At 76.0% G+C, this 15,855-nt stretch carries 13 protein-coding genes and 1 tRNA gene; 4 read left to right on the forward strand and 10 right to left on the reverse strand.

Translation table 11 applies throughout. The features are described 5' to 3' along the window. Positions 1-26: 26 nt before the first annotated feature. Positions 27-917: a siderophore-interacting protein gene (locus BM048_RS05795; protein ID WP_239078800.1), complete on the forward strand. Its 891-nt coding sequence runs from the start codon at positions 27-29 to the stop codon at positions 915-917. A gap of 143 nt (positions 918-1,060) precedes the next feature. After that, the gene (locus tag BM048_RS05800) at positions 1,061-1,582 is read left to right on the forward strand and encodes an ATP-binding protein (protein WP_090031464.1); all 522 of its coding nucleotides are present in this window, start codon (positions 1,061-1,063) and stop codon (positions 1,580-1,582) included. 48 nt (positions 1,583-1,630) lie between these two features. Here the strand turns inward: BM048_RS05800 and BM048_RS05805 are convergent. The 6 genes from BM048_RS05805 to eno form a co-directional block, all read right to left on the reverse strand. After that, positions 1,631-1,704 (reverse strand) — tRNA-Leu (locus BM048_RS05805). Between the two features lie 176 nt (positions 1,705-1,880). After that, the gene (locus BM048_RS05810; RefSeq protein WP_090031466.1) at positions 1,881-3,362 is read right to left on the reverse strand and encodes an NAD(P)/FAD-dependent oxidoreductase; all 1,482 of its coding nucleotides are present in this window, start codon (positions 3,360-3,362) and stop codon (positions 1,881-1,883) included. A 172-nt stretch (positions 3,363-3,534) separates the two neighbouring features. Then, positions 3,535-4,503 (reverse strand): Ppx/GppA phosphatase family protein, encoded by a 969-nt coding sequence (locus BM048_RS05815; protein WP_090031674.1) that lies wholly within the window; start codon positions 4,501-4,503, stop codon positions 3,535-3,537. 40 nt (positions 4,504-4,543) lie between these two features. Then, a complete protein-coding gene (locus tag BM048_RS05820; protein ID WP_239078807.1) occupies positions 4,544-5,053 on the reverse strand; it encodes a DUF501 domain-containing protein in 510 nt (169 codons plus the stop codon). A gap of 177 nt (positions 5,054-5,230) precedes the next feature. Continuing rightward, a complete protein-coding gene (locus tag BM048_RS05825) occupies positions 5,231-5,854 on the reverse strand; it encodes an FtsB family cell division protein (protein ID WP_239078801.1) in 624 nt (207 codons plus the stop codon). Between the two features lie 183 nt (positions 5,855-6,037). Further along, positions 6,038-7,321, reverse strand: coding sequence for a phosphopyruvate hydratase (eno, locus tag BM048_RS05830; RefSeq protein WP_090031469.1), 1,284 nt, complete (start codon positions 7,319-7,321; stop codon positions 6,038-6,040). Positions 7,322-7,447: 126 nt separating this feature from the next. Between eno and BM048_RS05835 the strand changes: the two genes are divergently transcribed. Further along, complete coding sequence (locus BM048_RS05835; RefSeq protein ID WP_090031471.1) at positions 7,448-8,299, forward strand: alpha/beta hydrolase; 852 nt, start codon at positions 7,448-7,450, stop codon at positions 8,297-8,299. 16 nt (positions 8,300-8,315) lie between these two features. Here BM048_RS05835 and BM048_RS05840 read toward each other — a convergent pair whose 3' ends face one another. The 4 genes from BM048_RS05840 to BM048_RS05855 form a co-directional block, all read right to left on the reverse strand. Next, positions 8,316-8,867, reverse strand: a complete 552-nt coding sequence (locus BM048_RS05840; protein WP_090031473.1) for a hypothetical protein — start codon at positions 8,865-8,867, stop codon at positions 8,316-8,318. 72 nt (positions 8,868-8,939) lie between these two features. Next, positions 8,940-9,677, reverse strand: a complete 738-nt coding sequence (locus tag BM048_RS05845; protein WP_239078802.1) for a nucleoside triphosphate pyrophosphohydrolase — start codon at positions 9,675-9,677, stop codon at positions 8,940-8,942. Then, positions 9,674-13,321 (reverse strand): transcription-repair coupling factor, encoded by a 3,648-nt coding sequence (gene mfd, locus BM048_RS05850; RefSeq protein ID WP_090031474.1) that lies wholly within the window; start codon positions 13,319-13,321, stop codon positions 9,674-9,676. Before mfd ends, BM048_RS05845 begins: the two co-directional genes overlap by 4 nt. Positions 13,322-13,417: 96 nt before the next feature. After that, positions 13,418-14,539 carry a glycosyltransferase gene (locus BM048_RS05855; protein ID WP_139224321.1) on the reverse strand — a complete coding sequence of 374 codons (1,122 nt, stop codon included), beginning with the start codon at positions 14,537-14,539 and terminating at the stop codon, positions 13,418-13,420. Positions 14,540-14,761: 222 nt separating this feature from the next. Here BM048_RS05855 and BM048_RS05860 point away from each other — a divergent pair, with 222 nt between their 5' ends. Further along, positions 14,762-15,844 (forward strand): polysaccharide pyruvyl transferase family protein, encoded by a 1,083-nt coding sequence (locus BM048_RS05860; RefSeq protein WP_090031476.1) that lies wholly within the window; start codon positions 14,762-14,764, stop codon positions 15,842-15,844. Positions 15,845-15,855: the final 11 nt, after the last annotated feature.

Consider the following 15,855-nt stretch of genomic DNA (forward strand, 5'->3'; position numbering starts at 1 on the left):
GCGGTGCGGCACCCGGCGCAGGAGGGGTGCGACGGCGGCAGGCGGCGCTGCCCGGGACCGTGCTGCAGGCGCACCGGGTCACCGAGCACCTCGTGCGGGTCGTGCTGGGCGGGCCCGGGCTCGCGGCGTTCGAGCCGTCGGTGCACGCCGACTCCTACGTCAAGCTCGCCTTCTGCGCGCCGGGGCCGCGGCCGCTCGACGAGGACGGGCGCGTCGACCTGACCGCCGTGCGCGACGCGCTCGGGCCGGACGCGGTGCGGCTGCGCGCGTACACCGTGCGGGACGCCCGCGACGGCGAGGTCACCCTCGACGTCGTCGTGCACGGCGACGAGGGCCTGGCCGGGCCCTGGGCGGCGCGACTCGCGGACGGGCGCCCGCGCGAGGAGGACCTCGAGGCGCTGGTGCTCGGGCCCGGCGGCGCCTGGTCGCCGGTCGGCACGGGTCCGCGCGCCGGCGCCGGCACGAGTGCTGACACCGCCGCCGCCGAGGACGCGCCCGTCGCGACGGTGCTGGTCGGCGACGCCTCGGCACTGCCCGCGGTGGCCGTGTGCCTCGAGCGGATGCCGGCGGACGCCACCGGTGTGGCCCTCGTCGAGGTCGCGGGGCCGGCCGACAGGCTGCCGCTGACCGCGCCCGCCGGAGTCGAGGTGCGCTGGGTCGAGGCGGCAGGGGCACCCGGTGACGCCCTCGTCGCCGCCGTGCGGGAGCTGGCCTGGCCCGCCGGGCGCGTCGAGGCGTTCGTGCACGGCGAGGCGCAGGCCGTCCGCGCGCTGCGCCGGCACGTGCGGGCCGAGCGCGGCGTGCGCCGGGAGGACCTGTCGGCGTCGGGGTACTGGCGCCAGGGCGTCGACGACGAGGGCTGGCGCGCGCAGAAGCGCGACTGGGTCGCCGCGGTCGAGGCCGACGACGCGGGCTGAGGAACCGGAGGACCCGGACCACCCCCAGCCGGACCGCCCACCGGAGCCCGCACCTGCGCTCCACCCGCGCGCCCACCTGCAGCGCTCGCCGCGGCAGCCCGCCCGACGTACCGTCGAGGCCTCCGTCCGAAAGAGGTCCGTCCGTGCCCGAGCAGCAGGAGCGCGCAGCCGACACGCGCTCGGAGGCCGACCAGGGATTGCGCGCCAGCACGCCGCCGGACTCGTTCTCCCTCGTGCACGAGTGGGTCATCGACTCCCTCACGGAGCTCGCCGGGCTGCGGCGCTCGCTGCAGCAGGCGCTCGTGACCTCTCGACGCGCTGCGGTCGACGGCCTGTCCCGGACCCCCGACCTCATGGTGCTGGTGGCCTCGGAGCTGGCGACGAACGCCCTGCGGCACGGCCGGCCGCCGACGATCGTCCGGCTGCTCGCCGACGGCGACGGCTGGCTGCTCGACGTCGCCGACCACGGCGTCGACACCGCTCCCGTCCTCGCCGGGGTGCGCGAGCCGGGCGAGGGCGGCTTCGGGCTGGCGATCGCCCGGAAGCTCGCCCTCGACGTCGGGTGGTACGCCACCGGGACGACGAAGCACGTGTGGGCGGTCTTCGCCGACACCTCCCCCGCCGACGGCGACGCCGAGCCGGCGGACCCCGCGCCGACCGCGTAGTCGCGCGCGAGCTCGCGGTCCGAAGCGGTCCGACGGCCGGGACACGGGTGCCCCCGCCGGGGCTCGAACCCGGACTGGGCCGGGTTTAAGCCGGCTGCCTCTGCCGATTGGGCTACGGGGGCGGTGCGGGCGCTCGCGCCGGTGGCCACGGGGGCATGCCCGCACACGCGGGCGCGAGCAGCCGGGCGCCGCGGGGCTCGCACCCACGACACCCGGCTGGACCGAGGGGCGGCCGCGGCACGCGCCGCCCGGGATGACGGACGGCCCGGCGCGTCGGGGACGCGCCGGGCCGTCGGCGTCAGCTCTTGCTGGCGTTCTGCTTCTCGGACTCGGCCGGCGAGCCGGACTCCTCCTTGATCGCGGGGATGGACGGCGCCGGCTTGGCCGAGGCGAGCTCGGGTTCCCGCGGCGGCGCCTCCTGCGTCTTCGGCTTGGCCGGCTGCGACGCGGCGCGGAACTCGGCGCGCGGGTCGTGGATCGCGCCGAGGGCGACGACCTCGCGGCGGAGCAGGAGCGAGCCGGTCCAGCCGGCCATGATCCGGACCTTGCGGTTGAAGGTCGGCATGGCGCCCACGTGGTAAGTGCGGTGCAGGACCCAGGCGAGGAACCCGCGGACCTTGAGCCTGCCGAACATCTGCGCGACGCCCTTGTAGACGCCGAGCGACGCGACGGCGCCGACGTTCTTGTGGCTGTACTCCGTCGGCTCCGCGGAGCGGAGGACGCGCGCCAGGTTGTCGCCGAGGTGGTTGCCCTCGCGGACGGCGTGCTGGGCGTTCGGCGGGCAGGTCTTGCCGGGCTGCGTCAGGTCCGGCACGGCGGCGCAGTCACCCGCGGCGTAGGCGTCGGGCACGACGGTGCCGTCCTCCTGCGTGACCTGCAGCTTCGCGTTGCAGATGACGCGCCCGAGCTTGTCCAGCGGCAGGTCGGAGTCCTGCAGCACCGGGTTGGCCTTCACCCCGGCGGTCCAGATGATCGTCTCGGCGTCGAACTCCGTCTTGTTCGACAGCACGACGTGGCCGTCGACGCAGGAGGACAGGAAGGTGGAGAGGTAGATCTCGATGTTGCGCTTGCGCAGCTGCTCGAGCGTGTAGCCGCCGAGCTCCTCGCTCACCTCGGGGAGGATGCGCGGCGATCCCTCGACGAGGACGAACCGCAGCTCCTCCTCCTCGATCGCCTTGTAGTACTTCACCGCGGCGCGGGCCATGTCCTCGACCTCTGCCAGCGCCTCGATGCCGGCGAACCCGCCGCCGACGAAGACGAACGTGAGCATCTTGCGGCGCAGCCCGGGGTCCCACGTGCTCGACGCGACGTCGATGCGGTTGAGGACCTGGTTGCGCAGGGCGATGGCCTCCTCGACCTGCTTGAAGCCGATGGCCTGCTCCGCGAGGCCCGGGATGGGCAGCGTGCGGGCGACCGAGCCGAGGCCGACCACGAGGTGGTCGTAGGTGACCCAGTAGGGCTCACCCTCCTCCGGCGTGATCTGCACGGTGCGATCCGCGTGCTTGATCTGGCTGACCTTGCCCTGCAGCACGTCGACGCCCTTGAGCGCGCGGCGGTGCGGGGCGACGGCCCAGCGGGGGTCGATGGACCCGGCCGCCACCTCGGGCAGGAAGGGGTAGTACGTCATGTACGGGCGCGGGTCGACGACGACGATCGCCGCCTCGCGGTTGCCGAGCCGCTTGCGCAGCCGCTTGGCGGTGTACAGGCCCACCGTGCCGCCCCCGAGGACGAGGACGCGGGGGACCTTGCGGGACTTCGTGGAGGCGACCGGCTCGGACATGCGGTCAACGCTACCCGCCCCCACGCGGGCCCGCCGTCCCGGCCGCCGGGTGCAGGGCTCCGGCCAGCGCTGATACCGCTTCCCGGGCCCCGGCTGTGAGGACCCTCACCCCCTGTCGGCCCACGCGCCCGTGCCCCACGAGGCCGTCGGCGCGCCCCGGCTGCCGCGCGCGTCAGGCCCGGGCGGCGCGATCGACGACGCTGAGGGCGATGCCGTCGAGGATGTCGTGCTCCGAGGTGACGACCGCGCTCAGCGCGCCGCCAGCCGCACGCACGTCCGCGTCCACCCGTGCGACGACGTCGTGCCAGACGAGCGCCCCCGCCCCGATGACGTCCACCCGGCCCGGGTGCATGAAGGGCAGCGCGGCCCGCGACGCGCGGTCCCGGCGCAGCAGGTCGTCGCAGGCGGCGAGCACCGCGTCCACCGCGAGGGCGGACCCGTCGATCCGCTCGGGCTGGTAGGCCGGCAGGCCGAGCGCGTGGGCGGTTACGGTCGTGACGGTCCCCGCCAGCCCGACGAGGGTGCGCGCCCGCGACCAGTCGACGTGCCCGGCCGCCTCGTCGAGCGCCGCGGCCACGTCGGCACGGGCGGCGGCGACCTCGTCGGCCGCCGGGGGGTCCGAGCGCAGGTGCCGCTCGGTCAGCCGCACGCAGCCGACGTCCATGGACCACGCGGCGTCGGGGGTGCCCGTGCCGACGACGAGCTCCGTCGACCCGCCCCCGAGGTCGACGACGACGTACGGGCCCGGGTGCGCCGCGAGCCCGCCGACGGCCCCCCGGAAGGACAGGGCGGCCTCCTCGTGCCCGGCCACGACCTCGGGCTCCACGCCGATGGCGTCCCGCACCCCGGCGACGAACTCGTCGCGGTTCTCCGCGTCCCGCGTGGCGGAGGTCGCGACGAACCGCACGGCCGCCGCGCCCGGCTCGACCCCGAGCTCGACGCACCGGTCGGCGTAGCGCCGCGTCGCATCCAGCGTCCGCGCGAGCGCCTCCGGCGCGAGGCGACCCGTGCGGTCCACGCCCTGCCCCAGGCGGACGACCTCCATGCGTCGGTCGACGTCGGTGAGGGTCCCGCCCTCGACGTCGGCGACGAGCAGCCGGATGGAGTTGGTCCCGCAGTCGATGGCAGCCACACGCGTCACGGGCGTCATCGTGCCACCCGCACGCGGGTCGGCACGCGGGTCAGCAGGTGCAGCGATCGGGCCGCCACTGGTCGGCGACGAGCGCGAGGGCCTCGTCGCCCAGGGGGTTGACCCCGGGGCCGGCTGCGAGCGCGTGCCCGACGAGCACGTGCAGGCACTTGACGCGCGTGGGCATGCCGCCGGCCGACACCCCCGCGATCTCGGGCACGTGCCCGAGCGCCTCGCGGTCGGCGAGGTAGGCCGCGTGCGCGCGGGCGTGGCCCTCGGCGAGCACGGGGTCCTCCGCCAGGCGCTGCGTCCAGGTCCGCATGATCCCCGAGGCCTCGAGCGTGCTGACCGCCGACACCGCCGGCGGGCAGGTGAGGTAGTACGTCGTCGGGAAGGGGGTGCCGTCGTCGAGCCTCGGCGCGGTGCGGACCACGGTCGGCCGCCCGCAGACGCACCGGGCCGCGATCCCGACGAGCCCGCGCGGCGGCCGGCCGAGCTGCTCGGCGAGCACGGCCCGGTCGGCGTCGGTGACGACCGCGGGGTCGACGGCCTCGTCGGGCACGAGGGCGTCCGGCACGGCGGCGGGCACAGTGGTGGAGGCCGACGCGTCGGGGGCGGCGAGGGGGAGGTCGTGCTGCGTCACGCGGGGTCCTGGGGGTCGTGGACGGGGACGTCCCATCATCCCCGACCGCGAGCGCGCTCCCGGGCCGTCGCGAGCGAGCCCGTCGCTCGCGTGACCTCAGGAAGTCGCGGGCGGCGCCTCGGGCGTCGGCGCGGGCGGGGTCACGGGGGCCGCGCCCGCCTCCTCGACGGAGGTCCACACCGACTGGTACCAGGGCCGCGTCGTGCCGTCCGCGAGGGTCGAGGAGTCGGTGCTCGGACCGGCCGGCACGGCGGCCTCGGGGACCGTGCCGGGGTCGACGACGCGGTAGGCCCGCTCCCCCGGCAGGACGAAGGCGAGGCGGTCGCGCGCCTGGGCGCGGACGTAGGCCGGGTCGTCCCAGCGGTCGAGGTCGGCCTGGAGCTCGGAGTTCGTCGCCTGCGCCTGCTCCACCTGCTGCTCCAGCGCCCGCAGCTCGGCCTGCTGCTGCAGGTAGGAGCCCAGTGTCGGGTAGACGAGCACGAACGCGACGACGACGACGAGCGCCAGCACGAGCACCCGCGCGGAGAACAGCCGTGGCACGGTGGCCTGCACGACGGGCACGGGACCGCGGGGACGGCGGCCGGCACCCCCGGGACGCGCGCCGGGGCGCGGTGCGGGCCGCTCGCCGAGCCGCTGACCGGACCGCTCGCCGTGCTTGTCGCCCGGCGCGGCCGCGCCGCGCGGGGCGCGCGGGTGGCCGGGACGGCGGGACGAGGGCATGGCCTCGATTGTGCCCCGCACCTGCGGCCCCGGCGGCACCGACCCGCCGCAGCACGAGGTCGGCACGGGATCAGCACGGGCCAGCACGTGGTCACCACGGGACGGGACGCCGCAGGGCCGGCGACCCGGAGGTCGTCGGCCCTGCGTCGTGCTGCTGGGTGCTGCTGGGTGTGCTGCGGGTGCTCAGCCCTGCGAGAACCGCGGGAAGGCGGAGCGACCGGCGTAGACACCGGCGTCGTCCAGCTCCTCCTCGATGCGCAGGAGCTGGTTGTACTTGTTGATGCGCTCGCCACGGGCGGGGGCACCGGTCTTGATCTGGCCGGCGTTCGTCGCCACCGACAGGTCGGCGATGGTGGTGTCCTCGGTCTCGCCGGAGCGGTGCGAGGTCATCGTCGTGAAGCCGCTGCGCTGCGCGAGCGTGACGGCGTCGAGCGTCTCGGACAGCGTGCCGATCTGGTTGAGCTTGACCAGCAGGGAGTTCGCCGACTTGAGCGAGATGCCCTTGGCCAGGCGCTCGGGGTTGGTGACGAACAGGTCGTCGCCGACGATCTGCACCTTGTCGCCCACGCGGCGCACGAGCTCGGACCAGGAGTCCCACTCGTCCTCGGACAGCGGGTCCTCGATGGAGACCAGCGGGTAGTCCGCGACGAGCTGCTCGTAGAACGCGAGCATCTCCTCGGGGCTCTTGGCGGAGCCCTCGAACTGGTAGGCGCCGTCCTTGAAGAACTCGGTCGCGGCGACGTCGAGGGCCAGGGCCACGTCGACGCCCGGCGTGAAGCCGGCCTTCTCCACGGCGGAGAGGATGAGGTCCAGCGCGGCGCGGTTGCTCGAGAGGTTCGGCGCGAAGCCGCCCTCGTCGCCCAGGCCGGTGCTCAGGCCCTGGGCCTTGAGCACGGACTTGAGGGAGTGGTAGACCTCCGCGCCGGTGCGCAGCGCCTCGCGGAAGCTCGCGGCGCCGATGGGGGCGACCATGAACTCCTGGATGTCGACGTTGGAGTCCGCGTGCGACCCGCCGTTGAGGATGTTCATCATCGGGACCGGCAGGACGTGCGCGTTCGGGCCGCCGACGTAGCGGAACAGCGGCAGGTCGACCGAGTCGGCCGCCGCCTTGGCCACGGCGAGCGAGACGCCGAGGATCGCGTTGGCGCCGAGCTTGCCCTTGTTGGGGGTGCCGTCCAGGTCGATGAGGGCCTGGTCGACGAGGCGCTGCTCCGTGGCCTCGTAGCCGATGAGCTCGGGGGCGATGTCGTCGATGACCGCGTTGACGGCCTGCTCGACGCCCTTGCCCAGGTAGCGGCCCTTGTCGCCGTCACGGCGCTCGACGGCCTCGAAGGCGCCGGTCGAGGCGCCCGACGGGACACCGGCCCGGGCGATGGTGCCGTCGTCGAGCGCGACCTCGACCTCGACGGTGGGGTTGCCGCGCGAGTCCAGGATCTCGCGTGCGCCGACGGCCTCGATGCTGGCCATGGGTCTCCTTCAGGCGGGGGGTCCTCGGTGCGAGGCGTGCAGTGGTCAGCGTAGACCGCGGGGGACGCCCACCCGCGGGACCTCCGTCGGGCGCGGGGGACGCGGGCGCGCGGTACCGTCCCGCCCATGCGCGTCGAGGCACCCGTCCCGCTGACCGTCGCCGGGGCGCCGGCGCAGGGCCCCGAGCCCATCGAGGCGCCCCTCTCGTGGGACGGGCCCGGCGCCCCGCGCCACGTGCGCAACGTCAGCGTGCCGACGCTCACCGCCTACCTCCCCGACGCCGACGTGGCCACGGGTGCCGGGGTCGTCGTGTGCCCGGGCGGCGCCATGCACTTCCTGTCGGTGGAGAACGAGGGCGAGTGGGTGGCGCGGCTCCTCGTCCAGCGCGGGGTCGCGGCCTTCGTCCTGCACTACCGGACGGTCCCCACCCCGCCCGACGAGGTCGAGTGGGCGGCGCTCGCCGAGCGGTCGATGTCGGACCGCGCGTACATGCTCGACGTCGGCGAGCGTTACCGGCCCGTCGCGGCCGCGGACGGCGGGGCGGCGGTCGGCCACGTGCGCGCGCACGCCGAGCGGTACGGCGTGCGGCCGGACCGCGTGGGCATGCTCGGGTTCTCCGCGGGCGGGTTCGTCGTCGCGGCGACCACCCTGGACGCGCCCGACGAGCACCGGCCCGACTTCGTCGCGCCGGTCTACCCGGCGCTGTGGGGGCCGGCCGTCGTGCCGCAGCCCGCGCCGCCGATGTTCCTGGCCTGGGCGTCCGACGACGACCTCGGCGACGCCATCGTGGACTCGTCCCTCACCCTCTACCGGGCGTGGTGGGCGGCCGGCGGCAGCGTCGAGGCGCACGCGTACGCGACCGGCGGCCACGGGTTCGGCGCGACGCCGCGCGGCACGCGCTCGGACCGGTGGTTCGCGGACTTCTCCGCGTGGCTCGACGCGGTCGTGCTCGCGACGGCGGACGTCCGGCGCGCCTGACGGTCGGCCCTGCGGGTCAGCCCGCCGCCGGGGCCGCCGCCTCGGGCGCCACGAGCCACGGCAGGGCCGTGGGCGCGGTGACGGTGCCGCGCTCGTCGACGGCGCCGAAGCGCGGGTTGACCTCGAGGTCCTGCTCGGCGACGCGGGCGAGGAGCTCCTCCTGCGCCTCGGCACCGCCGTCCGGCAGGCCCTGCAGCGCGGTCGCGGCGGCCAGGTAGCGCCCCACGGACAGCGACGCGGGGCTCAGCTCGTCGACCGTCACGCCGGCGGAGGCGAGCGCCGCCTCCAGCGCGCTGCGCGCCTGGTCGTCCGACACCCCGACGCCGTTCTCCGCGGCGAGCTGCGTGACCACCGGCTCCTGCACGAGCACCGCGAGGACCTGGGCGGTCGTCGCGCTGCCGAGCAGCGGCCCGATCTCCGTGATGACGTCCTGCAGGTCGGAGGTGGGGATCTCCCGTCCGTCGACGACCGCCGCCGCCCCCGGCGCCCCGGCGCACGCGGTCAGACCCGCCGCGAGGACCAGCCCCGCCAGCGCCGTCGCCGCCGTCCTGCCCGTCCGCGTCCTCACAGGTCCCTCCCCGTCATCGGGTCGTCCCGGCCGTCCCGTCGTGCGTCGTCGCACCCCCGGCCGCCGCTCATCCTAGGGTCCGGCGGGCGCCGCCTCGCGCCTCCGCAGGCCGTCCTCCCACGTCCGGGCGGCGGCCCGCAGCGCGGCCTCGGCGTCGACGCCCGTCGCCTCCGCCTCGAGGACCAGTGCCAGCAGCCGCTCCCCCACGTCGATGCCCACGCCCGCGCCGACGGGCGTCCGGTCCGGCCCCTCGTCGAGCAGGCCGGCACGGCGGGCCCGGGAGGCGACCTTCTGCGTCCGGGCCAGCGCGCCCAGGGACCCGGGCACCCCGTCGAGCGCGGAGGCGCGCGCGGGCTTCTCGGCGCGCTTGAGGTCGTCCCACCGCGCGAGCACGCCGTCGGCTCCGAGGCCCGGCTCGGCCGGGGAGCCGTCGGCGCCGCCGAACACGTGCGGGTGCCGCCGGACGAGCTTGTCGGCCAGGCCCTCGGCGACGTCGCCGACGTCGAAGGGGTCGTCGGGGTCCTCGGCCGCGATCCGCGCGTGGAAGAGCACCTGCAGCAGCACGTCGCCGAGCTCCTCGCGCAGCCCGGCGCGGTCGACGCCGCCCGGCCGCTCGACGGCCTCGACCACCTCGTGCGCCTCCTCGACGAGGTAGGTCAGCAGCGACGCGTGCGTCTGCTGCGCGTCCCAGGGGCAGCCGCCCGGCGAGCGCAGGCGGTCCATGACGGCCACCGCCCGGGCCAGCGCCCGCACGACGCGCGCCTCGTCGGGCAGGTCGTCCCCGGGCGCACCGCCGACCCCCACCGTCACCGGCGCGCCCCGGCCCCGACGCCCACCCCGGCCGCCGCGGAGACGTCCCCGCGGACCACCGCGTCGACGAAGGCGCGCGCCCACTCCAGCAGCGCCCCGCCGGACAGCGCCTTGCCGCCGATGCGGGCCGTCATCGGGAACGGCACGAGCACGGTCCGCGTGGCGGGCTTGAGCACCGCGCCGGGGAAGAGCCGCTTGAGCCGCAGCTGCGCCGACTCCGCCAGCTCCACCGGCGCGAACCGGATCATCCGGCCCTGCGCGGTGACGTCCGTCAGCCCCGCGCCGCGCACGTGGTTGCGGAACGCGGCGACGGCGAAGAGGTTCTCCACCGCCGTCGGGACCGCGCCGTACCGGTCGACGAGCTCGGCCCGCACCTCCGCGAGCGCCGCGTCGTCGGCGGCCACCGCGATCTTGCGGTAGGCCTCCAGGCGCAGCCGCTCGTGGGCGACGTAGTCGTGCGGGATGTGCGCGTCGACGGGCAGCTCGAGCGTGACGTCCGGCAGCTCCTCGGGCTGGTCGCCGCGGAAGGACGCGACGGCCTCCCCCACCATGCGGATGTAGAGGTCGAAGCCGACGCCCTCGATGTGGCCGGACTGCTCCCCGCCGAGCAGGTTGCCCGCGCCGCGGATCTCGAGGTCCTTCATGGCGATCGCGATGCCCGCGCCGAGGTCGGTGTGGGCGGCCATCGTCTGGAGCCGGTCGTGCGCGGTCTCCGTGAGCGGGACCTCCGGCGGGTAGAGGAAGTAGGCGTAGGCCCGCTCGCGCCCGCGGCCGACGCGCCCGCGCAGCTGGTGGAGCTGGGACAGGCCCAGCCGGTCGGCACGCTCGAGGATGAGCGTGTTGGCGTTGGAGATGTCCAGACCGGTCTCGACGATCGTCGTGCAGACGAGGACGTCGAACTTCTTCTCCCAGAAATCGGCGATGACCTGCTCGAGCCGGTGCTCGCCCATCTTGCCGTGGGCGACGGCGATGCGGGCCTCGGGGACGAGCTCCTGCAGGCGCCCGGCGGTCCGCTCGATCGACTCCACGCGGTTGTGCACGTAGAAGACCTGGCCCTCGCGCAGGAGCTCGCGCCGGATGGCCGCGCCGATCTGCTTCTCCTCGTACGGCCCGACGAAGGTGAGCACGGGGTGACGCTCCTCCGGCGGCGTGGCCAGCGTCGACATCTCGCGGATGCCCGTGACGGCCATCTCCAGGGTGCGCGGGATGGGGGTGGCGGACATCGACAGCACGTCGACGTTGGTCCGCAGCGCCTTGAGCGTCTCCTTGTGCTCGACGCCGAAGCGCTGCTCCTCGTCGATGATCACCAGGCCCAGGTCCTTGAACCGCACCCCGCCCGTGATGAGCCGGTGGGTGCCGATGACGACGTCCACCGAGCCGTCCCGCAGCCCCTCGACGACGGCCTCGGACTCGGCGGGCGTCGAGAACCGCGACAGCGCCTTGACGGTCACCGGGAACGGCGCGTACCGCTCGGTGAACGTGTCGAGGTGCTGCTGGACGAGCAGGGTCGTCGGCACGAGGACCGCCACCTGCTTGCCGTCCTGCACGGCCTTGAACGCCGCGCGGATGGCGATCTCCGTCTTGCCGTAGCCGACGTCGCCGCAGACGAGCCGGTCCATGGGGACCGGCTTCTCCATGTCGGCCTTGACCTCGTCGATCGTCGCGAGCTGGTCCGGCGTCTCGACGTAGGCGAACGCGTCCTCGAGCTCGCGCTGCCACGGGGTGTCGGGGCCGAAGGCGTGCCCCTCCGTCGCCATCCGCGCCGAGTACAGCCGGATGAGCTCGGCCGCGATCTCCTTGACGGCCTTGCGCGCGCGGCCCTTCGTCTTGGCCCAGTCGGCGCCGCCCATCTTGTTGAGCGTCGGCGACTCCCCGCCCACGTACTTCGTCACCTGGTCGAGCGCGTCCGACGGCACGAAGAGCCGGTCCCCGGGCTGCCCGCGCTTGCTGGAGGCGTACTCGATGACGAGGTACTCGCGCGTCGTGGCGGTGGCGCCCGCGCCGATGGTCCGCTGCACGAGCTCGACGAACCGGCCCACGCCGTGCTGCTCGTGCACGACGAGGTCGCCGGGACGCAGCTGCAGCGGGTCGACGACGTTGCGCCGGCGGCTCGGCATGCGGCGCATGTCCTTCGTCGTCGACCCGCCGCGACCCGTGAGGTCGGACTCGGAGAACACGGCCAGGCGCAGGCCCTCCGCGACGAACCCCGGCCCGACGAGGCCCGGCGTCACCAGGACGATGCCGCCCTCGGGCTCCGCGTCGACGGTCGGGACCAGCCGCGCCGGCACCTCCGAGGCGTTGAGCTGCTCGACCATGCGCTGGGCGGACCCGTGGCCCTCCGTCGCGAGGACGAGCCGCCAGCCGTCGCGCTGCAGGCGGCGCACGTCGTCGACGGCCCGCTCGACCTCGCCGCGGTACCGCTCGACGTCCCGCGCGGCGACGACGTACGTGTCCACGCCGCCCACCGGCCCCGCGCCGCCGAGCGTCGTGCCGTCCTCGTCGTCGGTCTCCTCGAGCGTGAACGGGCTGAGCGTCCACCAGCCCAGGCCGCGGGCGGCGGCGCGCTCGCGCACGTCGGCGAAGGTGAGGAACGACGCCGCGGACAGGTCCAGCGGGGTGCGGGCGCCCGCCGCGGCCGAGGTCCAGGCGGCGGCGAGGAACTCCTCCGTGGTGGCGACGAGGTCGTGGGCGCGGCGGCGCACCCGCTCGGGGTCGACGAGGACGAGCAGGGACTCGGGGTCCACGAGCTCGGTCACCGGGACCATGCCCTCGACGAGCACCGGCGCGAGGGACTCCATGCCCTCCACGGCGATGCCCTCCGCGAGGCGGTCGAGCATGTCCGTGGCGCCAGGGAGCTGCTCGACGAGCGCGCGGGCCCGGGCGCGGACGGCGTCGGTGAGGAGGATCTCCCGGCACGGGGGCGCCCACACGTGGTCGGCGACCTCGAGGCTGCGCTGGTCGGCGACGGAGAACCAGCGGATCTCCGACACCTCGTCGCCCCACAGCTCCACGCGCAGCGGGTGGTCCTCGGTCGGGGGGAACACGTCGAGGATGCCGCCGCGCACGGCGAACTCCCCGCGTCGCTCGACCATGTCGACGCGGCTGTAGGCGGCGTCGACGAGGCGACCCGCGAGCGCGTCGAGGTCCACCGTGTCGCCCTGCCGCACCTCCACGGGCTCGAGCTCCCCCAGCCCCGTCACGACGGGCTGCAGCAGCGCGCGCACCGGCATGACGAGCACGCGGACCGGGCCGGTGTGCGTGCCCGCGGGTCCCGGGTGCGCGAGGCGGCGGAAGACGCCCAGGCGACGGGCGACGGTGTCGCTGCGCGGGCTGAGCCGCTCGTGCGGCAGGGTCTCCCACGCGGGCAGCACCGCGACGTCGTGGTCCGGCAGGTAGCAGCGCAGGGCGGCCGCGAGCTCGTCGGCGTCGCGGCCCGTCGCGGTCACGACCGTGAGCGGCCGCCCGCCGGCCGCCCGGTCCGCCGGGGCGGCGCCGGCGCGCGCGCCCGCCATCGCGGCGAGCAGCGGCGCGCGGACGCCCGCCGGGCCGACGACGTCCGCCTGGCCGCGGGCGCGCACGTGCTCGAGCGCGGCCGTCGCGGCGCCGTCCTCCAGCAGGGCGGCGAGCAGACCGGTGAGGTTCATGAAGGGGGCTCCTGCGGGGCACGGCGGACGTCGCGCACCGCCGCCCGGGCAGCACGCGCACCCCGCCTCGGGAGGAGGACGGGGTGGGTCCCCAGTCTACGGAGCGGTGTCCAGCCGGGCGCGCGCGGGGGCGGGCACGGAGGCGGGCGCGGAAGTGGGCGCGGGGTCGGGCGTGGCGTGCGGCGCGCTCCCGGGTGGCGTCACGGCCCCGGACGCCGCCAGCACCCGCCCCGCCGGCCCCGGGCCGCGCGCCGGGCGCCGCAGCGACCGCGCGACGAGCACCAGGCCCGCCAGCGTCCCGCGCACGACCGCCGAGACCGGCCGCCAGGGGCGCAGGAGCTGGCGACGTCCGCCGCGCAGCAGCACCTCGACGGCATAGGACCCCGTCGTCAGCGCCCACCGCAGACGGGTGCGCCGGGACAGGTGCTGCGTCGCGAACAGCAGACGGTTGCGGCAGTTCCAGTAGTAGTAGGTCGGGGACTTCGCGGGCGACGACGACGCGCCGCCCCGCTGCGTGCCCCCGACGGCGTGCCCGGCGCGGGCCTCGTCGAGCACGGCGACCGTGCCGCCCGCGCGGCGCACGCGCCAGCACAGGTCGACGTCCTCCCAGTAGAGGAAGTAGTCGTCGTCGTACCCGCCGACGGCCTCCCACAGGCGCCGGTGCACGACGAGGGCCGTGCCGACGAGCCAGGGCTCGGCCGGGGTGCGACCGTCGCGGACGATCGTCGCGTGGCCCGTGCGCAGGTCCAGGTCGGCGCCGGCGAACCACAGGTCCCCGTCCGCCTTGTCGATGCGCGGGCTGAGCAGCGCCATCGGGTCGGCCCGGACCCGCCGCTCGAGGGCGTGGAGGTCCGCGGCGCCCATCCAGGCGTCGGGGTTGAGCAGCAGGAAGACGTCGTGGCCGTCCGCGGTCGCCCGGCGGACGCCCGCGTTCATGCCCGCGCCGAACCCGGGGTTGCCGTCCATCTCGAGGACCTGCCAGCCCTCGCGCGCGGCCAGGCCCCGCAGCCCGGCGCGCTCGGCGGACGTCGTCCGGTTGTCGACGACGTACACGGCGCCCGCCACCGCGGCCAGCTCGGAGCCGGCCAGGTGCTGCTCGAGCAGGCGCGAGGACGCGTAGTTGACGACGACGACGGCGACGCCGCGGTCGCGTCCCCCGTGCGGGCGGTCCTCGTCCTCCCGGTCCCCCGGGGGGTGCACCTCGGTGCGCACGCTCATGGGCCGTCCCCTCTGCACGACGTCACTGCTTGGCGCCGGCGTCGGGAACATACCCGGCACAGGGGAGGGACCGGCCGCCACGTGACGGAGCCGACGCGTCACCCGCCCGGCGTCACCCGTCCGTGGTGCCTCACCGGCCCGGGGGACGCCCCTAGAGTCGGCGCCGTCCCCGGGTGCGCCGCCTCTCCGCGCGCCCGTCCCCGAGCAGACGGGAACCCTGGCATGCGCGTCCTCACCCTCTGGGCCGACGACCGGTCGACGAACCTGGGCGTGCGCGCGCTGGCCCACGGCACGGCGGCCCTCGTCGAGCGGGCCCTGCCCGGGGCGGAGGTCGTGCACCTCGCGTGGGGCGACGGCCCGGCGCCCGTGCCGGTCGACGACTGGCGCGCCGTGCTCAAGGGCCAGGCGAAGCCCGGCTCGGAGCTGCGGCGGTGGCTGGCGGGGTTCGACCTGGCGGTGGACACGCGCGCCGGCGACAGCTTCGCCGACATCTACGGCAGGCACCGCCTGCACACCATGAGCACGCTGGCCGAGCTCGTCACGGAGTCGGGCGTGCCGCTGGTGCTGGGGCCGCAGACCATCGGCCCGTTCCGCAGCCGTTGGTCCCGGGCGGTCGGGGCGTGGTCGCTGCGCCGGGCCGCCGTCGTCATGGCGCGCGACTCCATCAGCGCCGCGTACGCCGACGGCCTGGGCCACCCGGTCGACGTGCTCACCACCGACGTGGTGTTCGCGCTGCCGCGCCCGGTCGTCGAGCGCACGCGCGACGTGCTGCTCAACGTGTCGGGCCTGCTGTGGGCGCCGAACCCGCACGTGGACCACGAGGCCTACCGGCGCACGGTCCTGGCGGTGGCCCGCGGCCTGCGGGCGGAGGGCCGGACGGTCGGCCTGCTGGCGCACGTCCTCGACAGCCCGCTGTCCGACAACGACGTCCCCGCCGTGCAGGCGGTGGCGGCCGAGCTGGGCGACGCCGAGGTGGTCGTGCCCACGTCGCTGGAGGACGTGCGGGAGGCCACGGCGTCGGCACGCCTCGTCGTCGGGTCCCGGATGCACGCGTGCCTCAACGCGCTGTCCACCGGCACGCCGGCCCTGCCGCTCGCGTACTCCCGCAAGTTCGACCCGCTGCTGCGCGACCTCGGGTGGCGGCACTCCGTCGACCTGCGCCAGGTGGCCGACCCTGCGCCGCTCGTCGTGCGGCTGGCGGGGACGGACCTGGGCGCGGAGGTGGAGGAGGCGCGCGAGCGCGCCGACGCCCTGCTCGAGCCGGCCGTCGCGGCGCTGGCCGGGGCGGTGCGCACCCGGGGCTGAGGCGGTCCGGT

This window comes from Cellulomonas marina, assembly GCF_900111925.1.
GTDB classification, from domain to species: Bacteria; Actinomycetota; Actinomycetes; order Actinomycetales; family Cellulomonadaceae; genus Cellulomonas; species Cellulomonas marina.

Bases quoted from the DNA above. Each gene is read 5' to 3' on its own strand.
- BM048_RS05810 (WP_090031466.1), bottom strand. From the start codon at position 3,362: ATGTCCGAGCCGGTCGCCTCCACGAAGTCCCGCAAGGTCCCCCGCGTC.
- BM048_RS05825 (WP_239078801.1), bottom strand. From the start codon at position 5,854: ATGCCCTCGTCCCGCCGTCCCGGCCACCCGCGCGCCCCGCGCGGCGCG.
- eno (WP_090031469.1), bottom strand. From the start codon at position 7,321: ATGGCCAGCATCGAGGCCGTCGGCGCACGCGAGATCCTGGACTCGCGC.
- BM048_RS05835 (WP_090031471.1), top strand. From the start codon at position 7,448: ATGCGCGTCGAGGCACCCGTCCCGCTGACCGTCGCCGGGGCGCCGGCG.
- mfd (WP_090031474.1), bottom strand. From the start codon at position 13,321: ATGAACCTCACCGGTCTGCTCGCCGCCCTGCTGGAGGACGGCGCCGCG.
- BM048_RS05855 (WP_139224321.1), bottom strand. From the start codon at position 14,539: ATGAGCGTGCGCACCGAGGTGCACCCCCCGGGGGACCGGGAGGACGAG.
- BM048_RS05860 (WP_090031476.1), top strand. From the start codon at position 14,762: ATGCGCGTCCTCACCCTCTGGGCCGACGACCGGTCGACGAACCTGGGC.